The following is an 18,605-nucleotide window of genomic DNA, read 5'->3' as shown; positions in this document are numbered from 1 at the left end:
AGCACAGCACTAGAAGATCTATAAAGGGATTCGCCTGATGCACATCATCAACGCCCGCCTGCGCAACCGCGAAGGTTTACATGAACTGCACCTGGAAAACGGCCTGATTTCCAGCATCGCCCGCCAGACCGAAGCGCCGACCCTGGGCCCGGACGACCTCGACGCCGCCGGCAACCTGGTGGTGCCGCCTTTCGTCGAGCCGCACATTCATCTGGATGCCACCCTGACCGCCGGCGAACCGCGCTGGAACATGAGCGGCACGCTGTTCGAGGGCATCGAGTGCTGGGGCGAGCGCAAGGCCACCATCACCCCGGAAGACACCAAGCTACGCGCCAAGAAGACTATCGACGCCCTCGCCCGCCATGGCATCCAGCACGTACGCACCCACGTCGACGTCACTGACCCGCAGCTCACCGCGCTCAAGGCGATGCTCGAAGTGCGCGAGGAAAGCCGGCACCTGATCGACCTGCAGATCGTCGCCTTCCCCCAGGAAGGCATCGAGTCCTACCACAACGGGCGCGAATTGATGACCGAGGCGATCGCCCTGGGCGCCGATGTGGTGGGCGGGATTCCGCATTTCGAGTACACCCGCGACCAGGGTGTCAGCTCGGTGAAATTCCTCATGGACCTGGCCGAACGCACGGGCTGCCTGGTGGACGTGCATTGCGACGAAACCGACGACCCGCACTCCCGATTCCTCGAAGTGCTGGCCGAAGAAGCCCGCAGCCGGGGCATGGGCTCGCGGGTAACCGCCAGCCACACCACGGCCATGGGCTCCTACGACAACGCTTACTGCGCCAAGCTGTTCCGCTTGCTCGGCCACTCGGGGATCAGCTTCGTCTCCTGCCCCACCGAGAGCATTCACCTGCAGGGGCGTTTCGATAACTTCCCGAAACGCCGTGGCGTGACCCGGGTCAACGAGCTGCTCGAAGCCGGAATGAACGTGTGTTTTGGCCAGGATTCGATCGTCGACCCCTGGTACCCCCTGGGCAACGGCAACATCCTGCGGGTGCTGGAAGCCGGTCTGCACATCTGCCACATGCTCGGCTACCGCAACTTGCAAAGCGCCCTCGACCTGATCACCGACAACAGCGCCAAAGCCATGGCCCTCGGTGAACGCTACGGACTGGAGCCGGGACGCCCGGCGAACCTGCTGATCCTGTCAGCCGACAGCGACTACGAAGTAATCCGCAGCCAGGGCTTGCCGCTGTATTCGATTCGCGGCGGGAAGGTGCTGATGAAGCGGACGATGGCGGTGGTGGAGATGGCTGATCAGCGTTAAGTGGTGTCTGGACTGGCGTCTTCGCGAGCAGGCTCGCTCCCACAGTGGTTTTGTATACGGCAAATTCCCCCTGTGGGAGCGAGCCTGCTCGCGAAAGCGATGTAACAGTCAATCAATCCGCTGAGCCGTACCAAACAAACTCACCCGACTCAATTGCCCCAACTCTTCCTCCAACAAAATCGGCGCCGTGCCTCCGGGCATGGTCACTTTCACCTTCCCGGCACCGACCCAACCCACCCGCCACGCCGCGCTGGCCACGGCACTGGCGCTGGTGCCGGACGACGCCGTCGGCCCTTCGCCCCGTTCAAACACCCGCGCGGCCAGATGCCCGTCGGACAAACGCATCGCCCATTGCAGATTGACCCCCGCCACACAAGGATTGCCCGCCCCGGCCGGCATCGAATAAGCGATGCGCGTCAGCCCCTCGACCAAGCCCGGTTCGCCCATCTGCTGATTGCCAGGCAGATCATCGGTACCGTCCACCAGCGTCACACAATGCGGATTACCCACCCGCACAAACTGACTGCGCGACCACGCCGGGTTGAGCGCCGTCAGCGGTTCAACCTGGCTCAGTTCACGGTCATTCAACAGCACCGTTGCAACGCCCACGGCGCTGACCGCCGCCGGCCCGAAACCGGGTTGGCCAAGGTCGAGCCAGAACCCTTTCACGTCCTCGACCTCAGCGGCTTTCACCAGCGTCTGGCCCGGCGAAGGGCTGTCGGATTTGTCGTGGTGGACCCTGAGCACAAAGGTCTCGCCGTCGGACAACAGCCCTTGATCGCTCAAGGCCTGGGAAAAAATCGTCAGCCCGTTGCCACTACGCTCGGCGAGCGTCGCGTCGGTATTGACGATCAACAGATCGAATGGCGACGCGTCCTGAAAGGGTCCCACCAGCAGCCCATCCGAGCGATGAGACTTGGCCCCTGTCGGCTGGGTGCCTGGCGCCCAGCTGCAACAGAACTCGACTGCCCGCGCGCTCCAGGTAGCGAGGGTTTGCGCAGCCTGGCGTGCGTCGTCCGGCAGAGCGATACCGCGTTGGCGCAGTTCGGCGGGACTGACAACGACGTAACGATTACCGCGCGCATCATATAAAGCAGTCATAGGGCATCCTGAATGGGTGGACCAAGCGATGCCCTACTCTAAGGCTTCGCAGCCCAGCGGTCTCGGCAAAACCCAAGGTCGTCTGCCGGCCATTGATGTGCAAGGATGTGTCCCTGTTGTCGCTTCCACCGAAAGAACAAGGATTTTTCATGACTGCCAGCCTCTCCCCACCCCCAGTCCGCCCCGGACGCCCCGAACAAATGTCGACCCGCCTGGCGTTCTTTATCGCCGGCTTCGGCATTGCCGCTTGGGCGCCGCTGGTGCCCTATGCCAAGGCCCGGGCCGGGCTGGATGAAGGTACCCTCGGCCTGTTGCTGCTGAGCCTGGGCGTTGGTTCGATCCTGGCGATGCCGATCGCCGGGGCACTGGCTTCGCGCTATGGCTGCCGCCGAGTGCTGACTGCCGGCACGCTGATGATCTGCCTGGCGCTGCCGCTGCTGGCGACGGTATCGAGTATTGCGCTGTTGATTGCCACGTTGTTTCTGTTTGGCGCCGGGCTGGGCACGGTGGATTCGACTACCAACCTGCAGGCGGTGATTGTCGAGCGGGCCAGCGGCAAGACCATGATGTCGGGTTTTCACGGCATGTTCAGCCTCGGCGGGATCGTCGGCGCGGCGGGAGTCAGTGCCTTGCTCGGTCTGGGACTGACACCGCTGGCGGCAATGGGCGTGGTGATCCTGATGCTGCTCGCTGCGCTGTTCAAGGCCGCGCCCCATCTGCTGTCCTACGCCGGCGAAAGGTCGGGACCGGCGTTCGCCGTGCCCCACGGCATCGTGCTGTTCATCGGCGGCATGTGCTTCATCGTGTTCCTTGCCGAAGGCGCGGCGCTGGACTGGAGTGCGGTGTTCCTCGCCCAGGAGCGCGGCATCGACACCGCATACGCCGGACTGGGCTACGCCGCGTTCGCCCTGACCATGACCGTCGGCCGCCTCACCGGCGACCGGATCGTCCGGCGCCTGGGCGCAACGCGGGTGATCGTCGGCGGTGGATTGACGGCGGCAGCAGGTCTGTTTCTGGCGACCTTCTCGCCCAACTGGGAGTTCGCGCTAGTGGGCTATGCACTGCTCGGCGTTGGCTGCTCGAACATCGTGCCGGTGCTGTACACCGCTGTCGGCAAGCAGACTGTGATGCCGGAAAGCATCGCCGTGCCGGCCATCACCACCCTGGGTTACGCGGGAATTCTCGCCGGTCCTGCGGTGATCGGCTTCGTCGCCCACGCCAGCAGCCTGAGCTTTGCCTTTGGCTTGATGGCGATGCTGCTGGTGGCAGTGGCGATTGGCGGGAAAGTATTGCGGGTGTGAAGCCATCGCGAGCAGTCGACGCAATGTCGTCCTGCTCGCGGTGCGCTGCCGTCAGAAGCCGACGCTGGCCTGGACGAAGAAGGTGCGGGGCGCACCGACGTACATGCCCGAGTTGTTGTCGCTGGAGCGGGTGAAGTACTGCTTGTCGAAGACGTTCTTCACCCCGGCACCGAGCTTGAGGTTCGACAGCTGTGCGCCGAAGTCATACCCAGCGCGCACATTCCACAGCACGTAGCCTGGGATGTCGCCGTACTGACCATCGGCCGTGCCCTCGGTGATGTAGTCACCGTTGAAGCTGCCATCGGCATTCACCCCGGTCCCCGGCGAGCGCTGCTTGGACTGGGCGAAAGCATCGACGTTGTAGGTCCAGCGGTTGACGTCATAGCGCAGGCCCATGGTCGCCACCTGGCGCGAATAGAACGGCAGGTCGCGGCCCTTGAAGCCGGGGATTTCTCCCTCGTACACCGCACGGGTGTAGGTCAGCCCGGCATTGGCGGTCAGGCCGTCGAGGCGTGGGTCAAGCGCGGCCATGTCGTAGTGCACCGAGGCTTCGACACCCTGGTGAGTGGTCGCACCGAGGTTGGTCCAGCCGACATCGTTGCTGATGTATTGCAGTTCTTCGTCGAAGTCGATGTAGAACAGCGTCACTTCACCGCCCCACGCGTCATCGTTGAAACGGGTGCCGATTTCGTAGGTCTTGGCCTTCTCCGGATTCAGCCCGCTGGCGGTCTCGTCGCCGGCACCGCCTTGGCCCAGCTGGAAGTACTGCAGGGCACCGAACGAGGTTTCGTAGTTGGCGAACAGTTTCCAGGCATCGGTCAGGTGATACATCACGCTCAAGGCCGGCAGCGGTTCATGGCTGTCGATGCTGCGGCGTTTTTCCTGGACTGGCTTGCCTGCGGTGTCGAGCACCGGACGGTCATGCCATTCGGTGCGGATATCTTCGAAGCGAATGCCCGGGGTCACGGTCCAGTTGCCGATGTCGATTTTGTTGTCGACGTAGAACGCATTGGCCTCGGTGCCGCCGGTGCGGTCCTGGTAGACGTGACCGTCAGAAGTCGGGGTCTGCACTGGCTGGTTGTTCACCAGCGCCACACGGCTGGCTTGCTCGTGCATGCCTTCCTTGAGGTAGCGATAACCGACGCTGACTTCCTGGGAACTCGGGCCGACGTCGAATACATGGGACACCCGTGGCTCGATGCCAAAGGTGTAGTAAGTGCGCGGGTAGGAACTCAGGGTCTTCTGGTCGCGGGCGGCGATGGTGCTGCCACGGAAGCTGTCGGAATAATAGGTCAGCACTTCGGCCTGGGTGCGGTCGTCGATCACTCGCGCCCACTTGAAGGATACGTCTTTGCGCCGGCCACTGAAGTTGTCGTAGTCACGCACCGACTGGTAGGGGTTTTCGTCGTACTGCTGCTGGGTCAGGCCGCCGGGCATGTCGGCCTTGGCGTCGTAGTAATGGAAATTCAGCGAGAAATCGTCGACGTCGGTGGGCGCCCAGTGGGTCTTGAGGATCACGTCGTCGATGTCGTTGCCGTTGTTGCTCTCGCGGTAGCCATTGCCATTGACCCCGGAGTACAGCAACGCCATGCCCAGGCCGTTGTCCGCGGTGCCGCCGAGGAACGCCGTGTCGATGTGCTTCCAGCCGCCGCGCTGGGAGGTCTCCAGGGTGCTGCCGATTTCACCGGTGGTTTTTTCCGGTATCGCGCGGGTGACAAAGTTGATCACCCCGCCGACGTTCTGTGGCCCGTAGCGCACCGAGCCGGCGCCGCGTACCACGTCGATGCTGTCGAGGTTGCCCGAGGAAATCGGTGCCATTGACAGTTGCGGCTGGCCGTAGGGGGCGAACGCGGCGGGTACACCATCGATCAACACGGTGGAGCGCGGCGACAGGCGCGAGGTCAGGCCACGCACGCCGACGTTCAGCGAAATATCGCTGCCGCCAGTGCCGTTGGCGTCCTGCACCTGCACCCCCGGAACGCGCTTGAGCACATCGCCGACGGTCATGGCGCCCTGCTCCACCATGGCCTCGCGGCGGATCACCGTACGCGCGCCGGGATGGTTCTGCACCACCGCCTCATTGGCATCGCCGAGCCAGTCGCCGACCACGGTGATGTCAGTCACCGCCAGTTCCAGCGGACCGGATGCCGCTGCCGGGCTTAGGGTCACCGAGCCCTCATCGATCGAATACTCCAGGCCGCTGCCTTGCAGCAATTGACGCAGGGCCTGCTCCGGCGACAGGTTACCGTCAACCGCTGGCGCCTGTTTGCCGGCCACCAGTTGCGGATCGAAAAACACCTGCAGGGAGGTTTGCTGGCCCAGTTGGGTCAGGGCCTCGCCCAGTGGTTGAGCCTGAATGTGGATGTTGCCGGCAGCCTGTTCGGCCTGTGCCAGCGGCAGTGCGACGTTGACCGCAAGGGCCAGGGCCAGTGGCAACCAGCGAGCGGAACGTGAAGCGGGGTTGTTGTTTTTAGCGCGAGGGGTTTTCACGTCGAACCTTGTCCTGTTGATCGCAAAGTGGTGCGTCTGTTAATGCAAACCAGTTGCAGTTGGACAGGAAGACGAACAACTCGAAAAAAACCTGAATCTATCGCGCAATTATTTCCTGACTGCCGTCGTCCAGAGTGCGAATCGCTACCGGCAGGATGGTCGGCAAGGCCTTGAGCAAGGCGTCGATGTTGTCGGACTTGAACACGCTGGTCAGGCGCAACTGCCCCACCGCCGGCGTGCCGACCTTCAACGGTTTGTCGCGGTAGCGCGAGACCTCCTCGGCCACTTCGACCAGGCTGGCGTCGTTGAACACCAGCTTGCCGCCGCGCCAGGCGGTCAGGGCCTGGGTGTCTACGGCATGGGCCTGGGCCACCCGGCCACTGGCGTCGACTCGCGTGCCGAGCCCGGCCGTCAGGCTGACAAAGTCGCTGTCGGCGGCTGACCGACCCTGGACCTTGACCGTGCCCTGCTCCACCGCCACCCGGGTTTCATGGGGATCGCGTCGCACGTCGAAGCGAGTACCGGTCACCGTGACCTTGCCCGTGCCCGCCTCGACCACAAACGGCCGGCTGCTGTCGTGTTCGACACTGAACAGGGCTTCACCCTGGGTCAACTCGATACCGCGACGGTCCTCCTCGAAGTGCACCTTGACCTGACTGCGGCTGTTCAAGTCGATCAGCGAACCGTCCGGCAACGCCACCTGGCGCCGTTCGCCAAGGGCCGTGGAAAACTCGGCGCTGTAGCCGGCCGGGTGTTGCAGGCCACTGAACAGACCGACAGCAACCGCCACGCCGAGCACACTGGCGGCCACCGCGAATTGCAGCAGCGGGCGACGCTTGCTCCGGCTCGGCGGGGTTTCGCAGAGTGCTTGCAGACGCGCCTTCGGCACCAGGTCGGCAGCGCCCCACAGGCCTTGCAGCAACTGCAACTCATCGCGGTGCTGGCTGTGTTCGGCCAGCCAGGCATCCAGGCGTTGCTGATCCTCGGCACTCAGCGTGGCGTCGGTCAGGCGCGCGAACCACAGCGCCGCCTCGTCGCGAACCCTGCTCCGGCCGCAGGCACAATCCTCCGTATCCATCATGGAATGTCCTGTTTGGCGGTGGCTGGAAAATGCACGCGGATCATTGGCCCGCTCCATCCAGGCGGTCTCGTAGATGCCGCAGGGTGCGGATCATATACTTTTCCACCATGTTTTTAGACAGTCCCAGGCGCTCGGCAATTTCTGCCTGGGTCAGGCCTTCGAGCTTCTGCCAGATGAACACTTTGCGGCAGTTGGCAGGCAACTCGGCGAGCGCCTCCTCGACGCAATCAGCCAACTGGATCGCGTGCATGTAATGCTCCGGATCATCCGCCGCTGACAGCCCAGGATCGATCGCCTCCACCTCCATGGCGCCGCGCCGCTCCTCCCGCCGATAACCGTCCACCGCAATGTTGCGCGCGGTCTGGTGCAGATAGGCCCGTGGTTGCTGCACCCCGGCGGCGTCGGATTCCAGCACCCGGACGAAGGTGTCGTGGGCCAGATCCTCGGCCAACGCACGGTTGCGCAACCGGCGCGTCCAGGTACCGACCAACTCTTCGTAGTGCTCGAAAAATCCTGATCTGCGGGGCAGCTTGGCGGTCATTGCGATGGGCCGGGGTGGCGAGGGCGTGAATAGTAATGCTTCCTATTAAGGCGAGCAATTGATTCCCTTGACCGCTGGTCTTGCGCCAGCGGTCCACCCTCGCGCAACCGCTCAAGGCATGCTTAAGGTCACCACATAATCGCCCGAACGCAGCGGCTGGCCCGCTTCATCCAGCAGTTGGTACTGTCGATCGAAATAGCGCTCGGTCGGGCTGTTGTCGGCCATCAGCCTGACCCTGACCGCAGACCCACCGAGTGCCTTGGCGCTGGCAGTCGGCGCCAACGCTTGTACCTCGATAGCGGTGCCGCGACTGGCGGGCGAGCAGTCCGTGAGATCAACCCTTCCATCCACGCTCGCCTGAACGCTACAAGCCGGCTCGACAATCGCGCCGTGAAAATGAATGACGCCTGCCTGACAGACGCTACTGAACGCAGCGACTACAGCAAAACCAATCGCCAGAACTTTGCTTTGCATGACTATCACTCCCAGTTGGATATCCACTGCATCGGCAAGCCCGGGATTTTCAGGAGTGATGGCACTTGCCAGTCACCCCGCCCGACAAATATGATAATCATTATCATTAGTACCTCATCTGCGAACCATGCCCGTGCCCCCTCCCGCCTGCCATCCCGGACTCGCCACCCTGTACCGCGAACAGCATTCCTGGCTGCAGCGCTGGCTGCGTTGCCGACTCGGCTGTTCCCACAGCGCGGCGGACCTGGCGCAGGACGTGTTCGTGCGCTTGCTGGCCAAGACCGAGGTGATCGAAGTCCAGGCCCCGCGTAGCTTTCTGGCCACCGTGGCACAGAGCGTGCTGTCCAATCACTATCGCCGGCAGAAACTGGAAAAGGCCTATCTCCAGGCCCTGGCAAACCTGCCCGAGGCACTGGCGCCGGACCTCGAGAGCCAGGCGATCATGCTCGAAACCCTGCTGGAGCTGGACGCCGTTCTGGAACGCCTGGAACTGCCTGTGCAAAAGGCATTCCTCTGGTCTCAACTGGAGGGTTTGAGCCATGGCGAAATTGCCGGGCGCTTGAAGGTTTCGATCGCCACGGTCAAACGCTACATCGTCAAGGCCGGCGCCCAGTGCATCATGCTCGACGGCGGGTGGGCCTGATGTCAGCGCAATCCTCGTCAACCGCGCAGCCGACGATTCCGATGGCCGTCGCCGAGAGGGCCATGCATTGGCTGCTGGAGTTGCAGGAGCCGCAGGTCAGCGAACAAACCCGCGCCGACTGGCTGGCGTGGCGGCAGGCCGATGCCGTGCATGAGTTGGCATGGCAGCGGGCCCAGGGCTTTGCTTCGCGTATGAGCAGCCTGCGCTCACCCGGCCAGCGTCCGCTCGCCAGCGCCGCGCTGTCGTCGACCCTGTCGCGGCGCAGCGTCCTGAAAAACCTGGCGCTGTTTCTGGCCGCCGGCGGCACGGCCTGGAGCGCCCGGGACAGCAGCCTGGCGCAGGATTGGCGCAGCGATTTCAGCAGTGCCATCGGTGAGCGGCGCACCCTGCAACTGGCCGGTCAGGTGCGGGTTCAACTCAATACCGATACCGCGATCAAGGTGCGGGTCGACAGCCAGATCCACCACATTCAGTTGCTGCGCGGGGAGATTCTGCTGGAGGCGCCAGCGGCTGCTCCTTTGTGGGTGCATAGCGCGGAGGGTCGGGTGCGAATGCTTGGCCAACAATTGGCGGTGCGTCAGCGCCAGGGTTTCACCCAAGCCAGCAGCGAGGATGGCGGTATCACCCTCCACCCCCTGGATCGGACTGACAGCGCGATCGACGCAGCAGCCGGGGAAGTCGTGAGTTTCGACCGCCTGGCCCTGCTCGCGCGTCGGCCACGCGCTCCCGGCGAACTGGCCTGGAGCCGTGGCATGATCGTCGCGCAGGGCCAGCGCTTGGCCGACTTCGTCGATGAATTGTCGCGCTACCGCCGTGGTCACTTGGGTTGCGATCCTAGTCTTGCCGAGTTGCGAGTCTCAGGCACCTTTCCACTGGATGACACCGATCAGGTCATTGCCGCCCTCGGCGAAACCTTCGACCTCGACGTGCACCACCTGACCCGTTACTGGGTGACGTTAAAGGCCAAACCCGGCCTCGGCTAAATTTTTCCAATGCGGGTGAGCCGTTTTCGTTTTTCACGAGACTTGTATCCCCAACGATCACATTCATTGGGGATACACACATGCAGCACTTGCAACAATCAGCTCCGGTCCGTCAACGCTTGATCAAGCAGCGGCTGGCTGCGGCCGTGCTGCAGGGCATCGCCTGCATGGGCGTCGCCGCTCCGTTGCTACTCGCCTCGGCGCAGGTTCAGGCGGCGCAACAGCAACTGGATTTCAACATTCCGGGAGGTCCGCTCGGCGCTGCTTTGGCGCAGTTCGGCGAGACCGCCCACCTGCTGATCAGTTACCCCGCCGAGCTCACCGAAGGCCGCGTGACCCAAGGCCTGACTGGCCGCTTCGAGATCGATAACGGCCTCGACACGCTGCTGGCCGGCACCGATCTGCAAGCCTTGCGCACGACCCAGGGCGGATATCAAATCGCCCGTCGGCAAAACAGCGACACCTTGCAACTGGATGCCCTGACCATTTCCGGCAAGGCGCCCGGTTCGACCACTGAAGGCACCGGCTCCTACACCACCTTGTCGTCCAGCAGTTCGACACGACTGAACCTGACGCCAAAGGAAACCCCGCAATCGTTGACGGTGATGACCCGCCAGCGCCTGGATGACCAGCGCCTGACCACCCTCAGCGACACCATGGACGCGACGCCCGGGATCATTGTCCTGCGTGACGGCCTGGGGGCGGAAAGTGACAGTTTCTGGTCCCGGGGTTTCGAGATCCAGAACTTCGAGATCGACGGCGTGCCCACCGTCACACGCATGGACAACTACGCCCAGAGCATGGCCCAGTACGACCGTGTAGAAGTGGTACGGGGCGCCACGGGTCTGATCAGCGGCATGGGCAACCCCTCGGCCACCATCAACCTGATCCGCAAGCGCCCAACCGCCGAGGCCCAGGCCAGCGTGACCGGCGAAGCAGGCACCTGGGACCGTTACGGCAGCGGCTTCGACGTCTCCGGACCGCTGACCGAAAGCGGCAACGTGCGCGGTCGCGTGGTGGCCGACTACAAGACCGGTGGCGCCTGGATCGACCGCTTCAAGCAGGATTCGCAGTTGCTGTACGGCATCAGCGAATTCGACCTCACTGAAGAGACCTTGCTGACCCTGGGCTTTAGCTACCTGCGCACCGACGTCGATTCGCCCCTGCGCTCCGGCCTGCCGACACGTTTCCCCGATGGCCAGCGCACCGACCTCAGTCGCTCGACCAACGCCTCGCCAGACTGGTCCTACAACGACCATGAGCAAACCAGCTACTTCACCTCCATCGAGCAGCAACTGGGCAATGGCTGGAGTGGCAAGGTCGAGTTCACCCACACCGAGAACACATTCGACGAGGTCTTCACCTACCTCAATGGCACCCTGCAGCCCGATGGCAGCGGCACCAGCCTGTTACCGGTCAAGTTTGCCGGCACGCCGCGCCAGGACAACCTCGACCTGTACCTGACCGGCCCCTTGAATCTGCTGGGCCGCGAACACGAAATCATCGGTGGCCTGACCCTGTCCAAGTACAACGAAAACGTCCCCAGCTACGGTGGCTGGCGCTATGACTACTCCGGCTCGCCGGCGGGCGCCATCGACAACCTGTTCGACTACCACGGCAACAACCCCAAGCCGGACTTCCCGGTCACCGGCAAGTCGTCCATCGACGAGACCCAGTATGCCGCCTACCTCACCGGGCGTTTCCACGTCAGCGATGACCTGAGCCTGATCCTCGGCAGCCGCCTGGTGGACTGGAAACGCGACACCGAGGACCGCCCTTACGGTGCCGATGCCAGCGAAACCCAGTCGCGGGAAACCGGGGTGTTCATTCCCTACACCGGCGTGGTCTACGACCTGACCGACGTCTGGTCGCTGTACGCCAGCTACACCAAGATCTTCAACCCGCAAGCTTCCTGGGTGCGCGACGAAAACAACAAACCGCTGGACCCGATGGAGGGCAAGGGCTACGAACTGGGGATCAAGGGCAGTCATCTGGACGGCCAGTTGAACTCCAGCCTTGCGCTGTTCAAGCTGGAACAGGACAACCTCGCCGTGTGGCAGGCCGAGTACCCAGGCAGCAACGTCTACAAGGCCGAACAGGGAACGACCTCCAAGGGCGTGGAAATGCAACTGGACGGCCAACTGGCCGAAGGTTGGCAAGTCGGCACGGGCTACGCCTACACCGTCACCACCGATGCCGACGATCAACGCATCAACACCACCCTGCCCCGCCACAGCGTGAAAACCTTCAGCACCTATCGCCTGGGCGGCGAGCTCGACAAACTGACCGTCGGCGGCGGGGTGAACTGGCAAAGCAAAGTCGGCAGCGACCTGCACACCTTCACCCAAGGCAGCTACGCCATCACCAACCTGCTGGCGCGCTACGACATCAGCAAAAACCTCAGCGCCTCGGTCAACCTCAACAACCTGTTCGACCGCGAGTACTTCAGCTATGCCGGTTACTACGGTAACTACGGCGCGCCGCGTAACCTGATGACCAGCTTCAAGTACAGCTTCTGACCCGCGACGCTGGCCCGCTCAGTCGCGGGCCAGCGTGCTAAATTGTCCGCCCCCACGTAACAAGGAGTGTTCACCGTGAAATTCGGCTACCTGATCATCTACGTCCCCGACGTCAGCGCTTCCCTCGAATTTTTCTCTGCCGCCTTTGGCCTTCCCACCCGCTTTCTCCACGAGTCCGGCACCTACGGCGAGCTGGAGACCGGTGCCACCGCCCTGGCCTTTGCCGCCGACGAACTGGCGGCGATGAATTTCCACGGCGGGCATGTGTCGGCCCACAGCAGCGCGAAACCGTTGGGCATGGAAGTCGCCCTGGTCACCGAGGACGTCCCCGCCGCCCACGCCCAGGCACTCAAGGCCGGCGCCAGCGAGATCGCTGCGCCGCAGGAAAAGCCCTGGGGCCAAACCGTGTCCTATGTGCGCTGCCCGGACGGCACGCTGGTGGAACTGTGCTCGCCCATCGCCTGATCCACACCTGAGGCCAAACACCTGACGACTGGTTAGCGAAAGCATTTGCTACGAAATATTACATGCGTCATATTATGATCGTAATAATCATCATGATCGCAGGTTCCGCCATGACCAGTCTGTCAGCCGTAGACCCGACCCTCGCCACTGCGACGGCCCCTCCTCGTACCAAGCGCCTGCTGTTGGCGGCCACTGGCCTGGCTGCACTGGTTGCGGCCGGCCTCTACACCGCCCACTGGTGGACCAGTGCACGTTTTGTCGAAACTACTGACGATGCCTACATCGGCGGCGATATCACGGTGATCGGACCGAAAGTCGCCGGGCATATCGAGCAGGTGCTGGTCAGTGACAACCAGCAGGTCAAGGCCGGCGACGTCTTGATTCGCCTCGACGCGCGGGACTACCGCGCCCACCTGGCCAAGGCCGAAGGCGCAGTCGCTGCACAACAAGCGCTGTTGGCCAATCTCGATGCCACTGAACAATTGCAACAGGCGGTGATCGGCCAGGCGCGGGCCGGGATTGACGCGGCGGGCGCGGAAACTTCCCGTTCACGCGATGACAACGTGCGCTACAAGCGTCTGGTGGGCAGCAATGCGGTCTCGGTGGAAAGTGCGCAACGGGCCGACGCCACTTTCAAGACCGCCCAGGCCCTCAGCGCCCGCGCCCAGGCCGAACTGCTGGCTGCGCAACGCCAACTGAATGTGATCACCACTCAGAAGCAACAAGCCCGCGCCGCCTTGCAGCAGGCCAGCGCCGAGCGTGACCTGGCGCAACTGAATGTCGACTACACCGAGCTGCGCGCACCCGTCGATGGCGTGATCGGCAATCGCCGGGCTCGGGTCGGCGCCTACGCCCAGGTGGGTGCGCAACTGCTCTCGGTGGTGCCCGCCAGTGGGTTGTGGGTCGACGCCAATTTCAAAGAGGATCAACTGGCGCACATGCAGCCCGGGCAACGGGTAAGCATCCGCGCCGACGTGCTGTCGGGACAGACCTTCCACGGTCACCTCGACAGCCTGGCGCCCGCCACCGGTTCGCTGTTCAGCGTGCTGCCGGCGGAAAACGCCACCGGCAATTTCACCAAGATTGTTCAGCGGGTGCCGGTGCGCATTCTGCTGGACCCGACCGACGCGGTACTCGGTCACCTGCGCCCCGGCCTCTCGGTCACCGCCGCCGTCGACACCCGCGCCGAACCTGAAACTGCTGCCGTGGCCAGCGCGCCGTGAGCAGCAGCCTCAGCGTTCCGGCCCCGGCGTTCGATGCAGCGAGCATGCGCACCGCGACCAAAGTCTTCGCCTTCGCGACCATGTGCATCGGCATGTTCATCGCCCTGCTCGACATCCAGATCGTCTCCGCCTCCCTGCGCGATATCGGCGGCGGACTGTCGGCCGGCACCGATGAGACCGCCTGGGTGCAGACCAGCTACCTGATCGCCGAAATCATCGTCATCCCGTTGTCCGGCTGGCTGTCGCGGGTGTTCTCCACGCGCTGGCTGTTCTGCGCCTCGGCGGTCGGCTTCACCATCGCCAGTCTGCTCTGCGGCGCCGCGTGGAATATCCAGAGCATGATTGCCTTCCGTGCCCTGCAGGGCTTTCTCGGCGGCTCCATGATTCCGCTGGTGTTCACCACCGCGTTCTTTTTCTTCACCGGCAAGCAGCGGGTAATCGCCGCCGCTACCATCGGCGCCGTGGCGTCCCTGGCGCCGACCCTCGGGCCGGTGGTGGGCGGTTTTATCACCGACGTCTCGTCCTGGCACTGGCTGTTCTACATCAACCTGGTGCCGGGGATCTTTGTCGCCATTGCAGTGCCGATGCTGGTGAAGATCGATCAGCCGGAGTTGTCCCTGCTCAAGGGGGCGGACTACCTGAGCATGCTGTTGCTGGCAGTGTTTCTCGGCTGCCTGGAATACACCCTGGAAGAAGGCCCGCGTTACAACTGGTTCAGCGACCAGACCATCCTCATCACCGCCTGGTTGTCGGGCCTTGCCGGGCTGGCCTTTGTCGGCCGCACCTTGCAGGTGGCCAATCCGATTGTCGACCTGCGCGCCTTGAAGGACCGCAATTTCGCCCTCGGTTGTTTCTTCTCGTTCGTCACCGGCATCGGCCTGTTCGCCACCATCTACCTGACCCCGCTGTTTCTCGGCAGGGTGCGTGGTTATGGCGCGCTGGACATTGGCCTCGCGGTGTTTTCCACCGGGGTGTTTCAGATTCTGGCGATTCCGCTGTACGCCTTCCTGGCCAATCGGGTCGACCTGCGTTGGGTGATGATGACCGGCCTGGGTCTGTTCGCGTTGTCGATGTGGGATTTCAGCCCGATCACCCATGACTGGGGTGCCAGGGAATTGATGCTGCCTCAAGCGCTGCGCGGGATCGCCCAACAACTGGCGGTGCCACCGGCGGTGACCCTGACTCTCGGGGGGTTGAGTCCGGCGCGCTTGAAGCACGCCTCGGGCTTGTTCAACCTGATGCGCAACCTCGGCGGCGCGATCGGCATTGCCGCTTGCGCGACCATTCTCAACGACCGCACCAACCTGCACTTCACCCGCCTCGCCGAACACCTGAACAGCAGCCACGAAGCGCTGAACCAATGGCTGACCGAGGTCGGCGGGCGTTTCGCCGATCTCGGCCAGAGCGTCGATAGCCAGCTCAGCGCCAGCCTTAAGCAATTGTGGCTGCTGACCTACCGTGAAGCGCAGACGCAAACCTACGGCGACGCGTTTCTGATGATCATGGTTTGCTTCATCGTCGCGACGCTGATGGTGCCCTTGATGCGCAAGGTGCAACCACCGGCCGCGCCGTCAGCCGATGCCCATTGATCAAGCCTGGGGCATTTTGCGAAAGCCCACTGCCAGGCGATTCCAGGCGTTGATGGTGGTGATTGCCACCGTCAGGTCGACCATTTCCTTGGCGTCGAACTCGGCACTGACCAGCGCGTAGTCTTCGTCCGGGGCGTGGGTCTGGCTGATCAGGGTCAGGGATTCGGTCCAGGCCAGGGCCGCCCGTTCGCGGGAGGTGAAAAATGGCGTTTCGCGCCAGACGCTGACACCGAACAGCCGGCGGGTGGTTTCACCGGCCTTGAGGGCATCGGTGGTGTGCATGTCGACGCAAAAGGCACAGCCGTTGATTTGCGAGGCCCGCAGCTTGACCAGTTCGATCAGGCTCTTTTCCAGCGGCAGCCGGGAGACCGCGGTTTCCAGGGCGAGCATGGCTTTGAGGGCTTCAGGGGACGCGGTGTAGAAATCGATACGCGGTTGCATGGTATGGCTCCAGATCAGGTGGGGATGGGGCATACGTTAGCCCCGCGACCCGCCAGGACAAATAACCAATACCGGCGAAGTTGAGGATGCCAATTGCCTGGCGGGAAGAGGACGTCGAACGGTGCTTGCCGGATGTGGTCCACCCGGTTTTTTCGAGGCGCTTTATCCTCGGTGGCGCAACCACTGCATGAAGCCCTTTTTCGCCACCACCTGGGGCACCGTCTGGGTCAGGGTCTGGGCCGTGTGCAGGCGGTAATCGAGCAAGGATTTGATCGCCTCGCTGATGTCGTGGCGGGCATCGAGGCAGGGTTTCAGGTAGGCCTTGTCGATGCGATACAGGGTGCAGAAGGTCTTGGCGGAAAAGTCCGCCGGCAAGGCGCTGTCGCTGAGGATCCCGGCTTCGCCGATCACTTCGCCCGGCCCCATGCGTCCGGCCTCGATTGGCTGGCCATCGCGTTCCAGGGTCACCGAGACCACACCGGATTCGATGATGAACAGGTGGTCGCTGACCTCACCCGCCGGCAGGACCGACTCGCCGGCGCGAAAAGTCACCAACTGCATGTGCTGGCTGAAGGTGTCTTTTTCGTCCTGGCGCAGGGTCGAGAAAATGCTCGAGCTTTCCAACAGCGCCCGTGGCCGTGACAGGCCCGTCGGGGTCTCGGCCTCGGCGCTGGACAGCAGGCTGACGCCGCTGGCCTGCAAGTGCCGGAAGGCCAGGTCGAACAGCACATTTCGGGCTTCACGCTTGTGCGCCATAGCGCTGACGAAACCGCTGATCTCGTACTCCACCCCACTGCTGCTGGCGCTTTTCAGGGCCACGCTCGGTGCGGGCTGCGCCAGCAAGTGCCGACAGCCTTGCATGGCCCGCTCCAGTGCTTCGATTACCGTGAGCGGTCGCGCATGGGGGCTGACTTGCAGACTTACGGAAATGCCGAACATATCGCTGGGACGACTGAAGTTGATGATCTTGGCCTTGGCCGCCAGCGAGTTAGGAATGACCGCCATGCTGCCCTGGGCGGTCTGCAGGCGCGTAGCACGCCAGTCGATGTCGATTACCCGGCCTTCGGTGCCGTCGATGGAGATCCAGTCATCGAGTTGGTAGGGCTTGGTGGTGTTGAGGACGATCCCGGAGAACACGTCGCTCAAGGTGCTTTGCAAGGCCAGGCCGACGATGATCGCGACGGCGCCGGAGGTGGCCAGCACACCCTTGACCGGCAGATCGAGGACATAGGCCAGTGCGGCAATCACTGCAATCAGAAAAATCACCGCCCCCAGCAAATCCTGAAGCAGCCGTCCGGTGTGCCCGACCCGCTGCATCATCAGCGCGCCGATTAGCACCGTCAGGGTGCGTGCCGCAAACAGCCACCAGCCGATCTGCAATCCGGTGGCCGCCAGGTGCAGCGCCACGTTGTCCGGCCAGGGCGCGGTTTGCATCGGGTTCAAGCCTTCGTTGAACAGCACCGCGCTGAACAACGAGAAAATCAGTACCCGCACCAGCAGTTTCCAGTGGCTGCCACTGGCACTGATCAGACGCCACAACAACAGGTCGAGCAGAATCAGGACCAAGGCGCAGATCAGTGGGTGATCGGTGAACAGTGGCAGCATTGGAAAGGATCCCTGTTGCGGCTTGCCAGAAAAAATTAGGTGTTTGGAATACCGCATTCCTTGTGGGAGCGAGCCTGCTCGCGAAGATCGTCAACGATGACGAGTTTTGCCTGGATGAATGCGTCGTCTGAGCGTCTTTCGCGAGCAGGCTCGCTCCCACAGTGTTTGTTCAAGGCAAATCTGGATTCTGTGATTCACAAAATCCAGCGGCCGAGGATTATTTGCTATTGGTCAAGGTGTTGTAGCTGGTCATCAAGTTACGGTAGTCCGGAATGTGGTTGGAGAACAGGGTTCCCAGACCTTCGACGTCATTGCGCCAGTCGCGGTGCAGCTCGCAGGCCAGGCCGAACCAGGTCATCAGTTGCGCGCCGGAGGAGGACATGCGATCCCAGGCCGATTGACGGGTCAGTTCGTTGAAGGTCCCGGAGGCATCGGTGACGACGAACACTTCGAAGCCTTCGGCCAGGGCCGAGAGTGCCGGGAAGGCCACGCAGACTTCGGTCACCACGCCGGCGATGATCAGTTGCTTTTTGCCGGTGGCCTTGATCGCCTTGACGAAGTCTTCGTTGTCCCAGGCATTGATCTGCCCCGGGCGAGCGATGTACGGCGCATCGGGAAACAGCGCCTTCAGCTCGGGAACCAGCGGGCCGTTGGGACCGGTCTCGAAACTGGTGGTGAGGATGGTCGGCAGCTTGAAGTACTTGGCCAGGTCGGCCAGTGCCAGCACGTTGTTCTTGAAGCGGTCCGGCTCGATATCGCGAACCAGCGACAGCAGGCCCGCCTGATGATCGACCAGCAATACCGCGGCGTTATCCTTGTCCAGACGCTTGTAGTCAGTAGCCATTGCAGTAGTCCTCTCGTGTTATC

The 18,605-nt window shown here is 63.0% G+C and carries 16 protein-coding genes; 8 read left to right on the top strand and 8 right to left on the bottom strand.

The annotated features are described in order from the left end of the window. Window positions 1–37: 37 nt before the first annotated feature. The gene (gene codA / locus KW062_RS09540; RefSeq protein WP_027618750.1) at window positions 38–1,282 is read left to right on the top strand and encodes a cytosine deaminase; all 1,245 of its coding nucleotides are present in this window, start codon (window positions 38–40) and stop codon (window positions 1,280–1,282) included. Between the two features lie 108 nt (window positions 1,283–1,390). Here codA and KW062_RS09535 read toward each other — a convergent pair whose 3' ends face one another. Continuing rightward, a complete protein-coding gene (locus KW062_RS09535) occupies window positions 1,391–2,383 on the bottom strand; it encodes a diaminopimelate epimerase (protein ID WP_105755359.1) in 993 nt (330 codons plus the stop codon). Window positions 2,384–2,532: 149 nt separating this feature from the next. On the opposite strand from KW062_RS09535, the gene KW062_RS09530 reads away from it, so the two are divergent. Continuing rightward, a complete protein-coding gene (locus tag KW062_RS09530; RefSeq protein WP_027618748.1) occupies window positions 2,533–3,684 on the top strand; it encodes an MFS transporter in 1,152 nt (383 codons plus the stop codon). 51 nt (window positions 3,685–3,735) lie between these two features. Here the strand turns inward: KW062_RS09530 and KW062_RS09525 are convergent, their stop codons facing one another. The 4 genes from KW062_RS09525 to KW062_RS09510 form a co-directional block, all read right to left on the bottom strand. Next, window positions 3,736–6,174, bottom strand: coding sequence for a TonB-dependent siderophore receptor (locus tag KW062_RS09525; RefSeq protein ID WP_105755901.1), 2,439 nt, complete (start codon window positions 6,172–6,174; stop codon window positions 3,736–3,738). 97 nt (window positions 6,175–6,271) lie between these two features. Then, a complete protein-coding gene (locus tag KW062_RS09520; RefSeq protein ID WP_105755900.1) occupies window positions 6,272–7,255 on the bottom strand; it encodes a FecR family protein in 984 nt (327 codons plus the stop codon). A 40-nt stretch (window positions 7,256–7,295) separates the two neighbouring features. Continuing rightward, complete coding sequence (locus KW062_RS09515) at window positions 7,296–7,796, bottom strand: sigma-70 family RNA polymerase sigma factor (protein ID WP_027618745.1); 501 nt, start codon at window positions 7,794–7,796, stop codon at window positions 7,296–7,298. A gap of 111 nt (window positions 7,797–7,907) precedes the next feature. After that, window positions 7,908–8,270: a type 1 fimbrial protein gene (locus KW062_RS09510; RefSeq protein WP_105755899.1), complete on the bottom strand. Its 363-nt coding sequence runs from the start codon at window positions 8,268–8,270 to the stop codon at window positions 7,908–7,910. Between the two features lie 127 nt (window positions 8,271–8,397). Between KW062_RS09510 and KW062_RS09505 the strand changes: the two genes are divergently transcribed. From KW062_RS09505 to KW062_RS09480, 6 genes are all read left to right on the top strand, one after another. Then, window positions 8,398–8,913, top strand: coding sequence for a sigma-70 family RNA polymerase sigma factor (locus KW062_RS09505; protein ID WP_105755898.1), 516 nt, complete (start codon window positions 8,398–8,400; stop codon window positions 8,911–8,913). Next, window positions 8,913–9,896: a DUF4880 domain-containing protein gene (locus tag KW062_RS09500; protein WP_105755903.1), complete on the top strand. Its 984-nt coding sequence runs from the start codon at window positions 8,913–8,915 to the stop codon at window positions 9,894–9,896. The genes KW062_RS09505 and KW062_RS09500 overlap by 1 nt, the downstream gene beginning before the upstream one ends. A gap of 80 nt (window positions 9,897–9,976) precedes the next feature. Continuing rightward, a complete protein-coding gene (locus KW062_RS09495) occupies window positions 9,977–12,415 on the top strand; it encodes a TonB-dependent siderophore receptor (protein ID WP_177433285.1) in 2,439 nt (812 codons plus the stop codon). Between the two features lie 75 nt (window positions 12,416–12,490). Beyond that, window positions 12,491–12,880, top strand: coding sequence for a VOC family protein (locus tag KW062_RS09490; protein ID WP_027618740.1), 390 nt, complete (start codon window positions 12,491–12,493; stop codon window positions 12,878–12,880). Between the two features lie 110 nt (window positions 12,881–12,990). After that, the gene (locus KW062_RS09485) at window positions 12,991–14,103 is read left to right on the top strand and encodes an HlyD family secretion protein (protein WP_027618739.1); all 1,113 of its coding nucleotides are present in this window, start codon (window positions 12,991–12,993) and stop codon (window positions 14,101–14,103) included. Between the two features lie 44 nt (window positions 14,104–14,147). After that, window positions 14,148–15,692 (top strand): DHA2 family efflux MFS transporter permease subunit, encoded by a 1,545-nt coding sequence (locus tag KW062_RS09480; protein ID WP_371321448.1) that lies wholly within the window; start codon window positions 14,148–14,150, stop codon window positions 15,690–15,692. On the opposite strand, the gene KW062_RS09475 is transcribed toward KW062_RS09480, so the two are convergent. The 3 genes from KW062_RS09475 to ycaC all read right to left on the bottom strand — a co-directional run bounded on the left by KW062_RS09475 (window position 15,693) and on the right by ycaC (window position 18,582). Beyond that, window positions 15,693–16,133 (bottom strand): carboxymuconolactone decarboxylase family protein, encoded by a 441-nt coding sequence (locus KW062_RS09475; protein WP_027618737.1) that lies wholly within the window; start codon window positions 16,131–16,133, stop codon window positions 15,693–15,695. Between the two features lie 162 nt (window positions 16,134–16,295). Beyond that, the gene (locus KW062_RS09470; RefSeq protein WP_027618736.1) at window positions 16,296–17,738 is read right to left on the bottom strand and encodes a mechanosensitive ion channel domain-containing protein; all 1,443 of its coding nucleotides are present in this window, start codon (window positions 17,736–17,738) and stop codon (window positions 16,296–16,298) included. A gap of 217 nt (window positions 17,739–17,955) precedes the next feature. Beyond that, window positions 17,956–18,582, bottom strand: coding sequence for an isochorismate family cysteine hydrolase YcaC (gene ycaC / locus KW062_RS09465; RefSeq protein ID WP_027618735.1), 627 nt, complete (start codon window positions 18,580–18,582; stop codon window positions 17,956–17,958). Window positions 18,583–18,605 lie beyond the last annotated feature (23 nt).

The organism is Pseudomonas fluorescens (assembly GCF_019212185.1).
Taxonomy (GTDB): Bacteria; Pseudomonadota; Gammaproteobacteria; order Pseudomonadales; family Pseudomonadaceae; genus Aquipseudomonas.
The sequence above is the reverse complement of the archived record's forward strand: the minus strand, read 5'-3'. Positions and strand labels throughout refer to the sequence as shown.

Excerpts from the sequence above, each read along its gene's own strand:
- KW062_RS09480 (WP_371321448.1), top strand. The coding sequence starts at position 14,148 with ATGCGCACCGCGACCAAAGTCTTCGCCTTCGCGACCATGTGCATCGGC.
- KW062_RS09485 (WP_027618739.1), top strand. The coding sequence starts at position 12,991 with ATGACCAGTCTGTCAGCCGTAGACCCGACCCTCGCCACTGCGACGGCC.
- KW062_RS09530 (WP_027618748.1), top strand. The coding sequence starts at position 2,533 with ATGACTGCCAGCCTCTCCCCACCCCCAGTCCGCCCCGGACGCCCCGAA.
- KW062_RS09500 (WP_105755903.1), top strand. The coding sequence starts at position 8,913 with ATGTCAGCGCAATCCTCGTCAACCGCGCAGCCGACGATTCCGATGGCC.
- KW062_RS09510 (WP_105755899.1), bottom strand. The coding sequence starts at position 8,270 with ATGCAAAGCAAAGTTCTGGCGATTGGTTTTGCTGTAGTCGCTGCGTTC.
- KW062_RS09495 (WP_177433285.1), top strand. The coding sequence starts at position 9,977 with ATGCAGCACTTGCAACAATCAGCTCCGGTCCGTCAACGCTTGATCAAG.
- codA (WP_027618750.1), top strand. The coding sequence starts at position 38 with ATGCACATCATCAACGCCCGCCTGCGCAACCGCGAAGGTTTACATGAA.
- KW062_RS09520 (WP_105755900.1), bottom strand. The coding sequence starts at position 7,255 with ATGATGGATACGGAGGATTGTGCCTGCGGCCGGAGCAGGGTTCGCGAC.
- KW062_RS09475 (WP_027618737.1), bottom strand. The coding sequence starts at position 16,133 with ATGCAACCGCGTATCGATTTCTACACCGCGTCCCCTGAAGCCCTCAAA.
- KW062_RS09515 (WP_027618745.1), bottom strand. The coding sequence starts at position 7,796 with ATGACCGCCAAGCTGCCCCGCAGATCAGGATTTTTCGAGCACTACGAA.
- KW062_RS09505 (WP_105755898.1), top strand. The coding sequence starts at position 8,398 with ATGCCCGTGCCCCCTCCCGCCTGCCATCCCGGACTCGCCACCCTGTAC.
- KW062_RS09470 (WP_027618736.1), bottom strand. The coding sequence starts at position 17,738 with ATGCTGCCACTGTTCACCGATCACCCACTGATCTGCGCCTTGGTCCTG.
- KW062_RS09535 (WP_105755359.1), bottom strand. The coding sequence starts at position 2,383 with ATGACTGCTTTATATGATGCGCGCGGTAATCGTTACGTCGTTGTCAGT.
- ycaC (WP_027618735.1), bottom strand. The coding sequence starts at position 18,582 with ATGGCTACTGACTACAAGCGTCTGGACAAGGATAACGCCGCGGTATTG.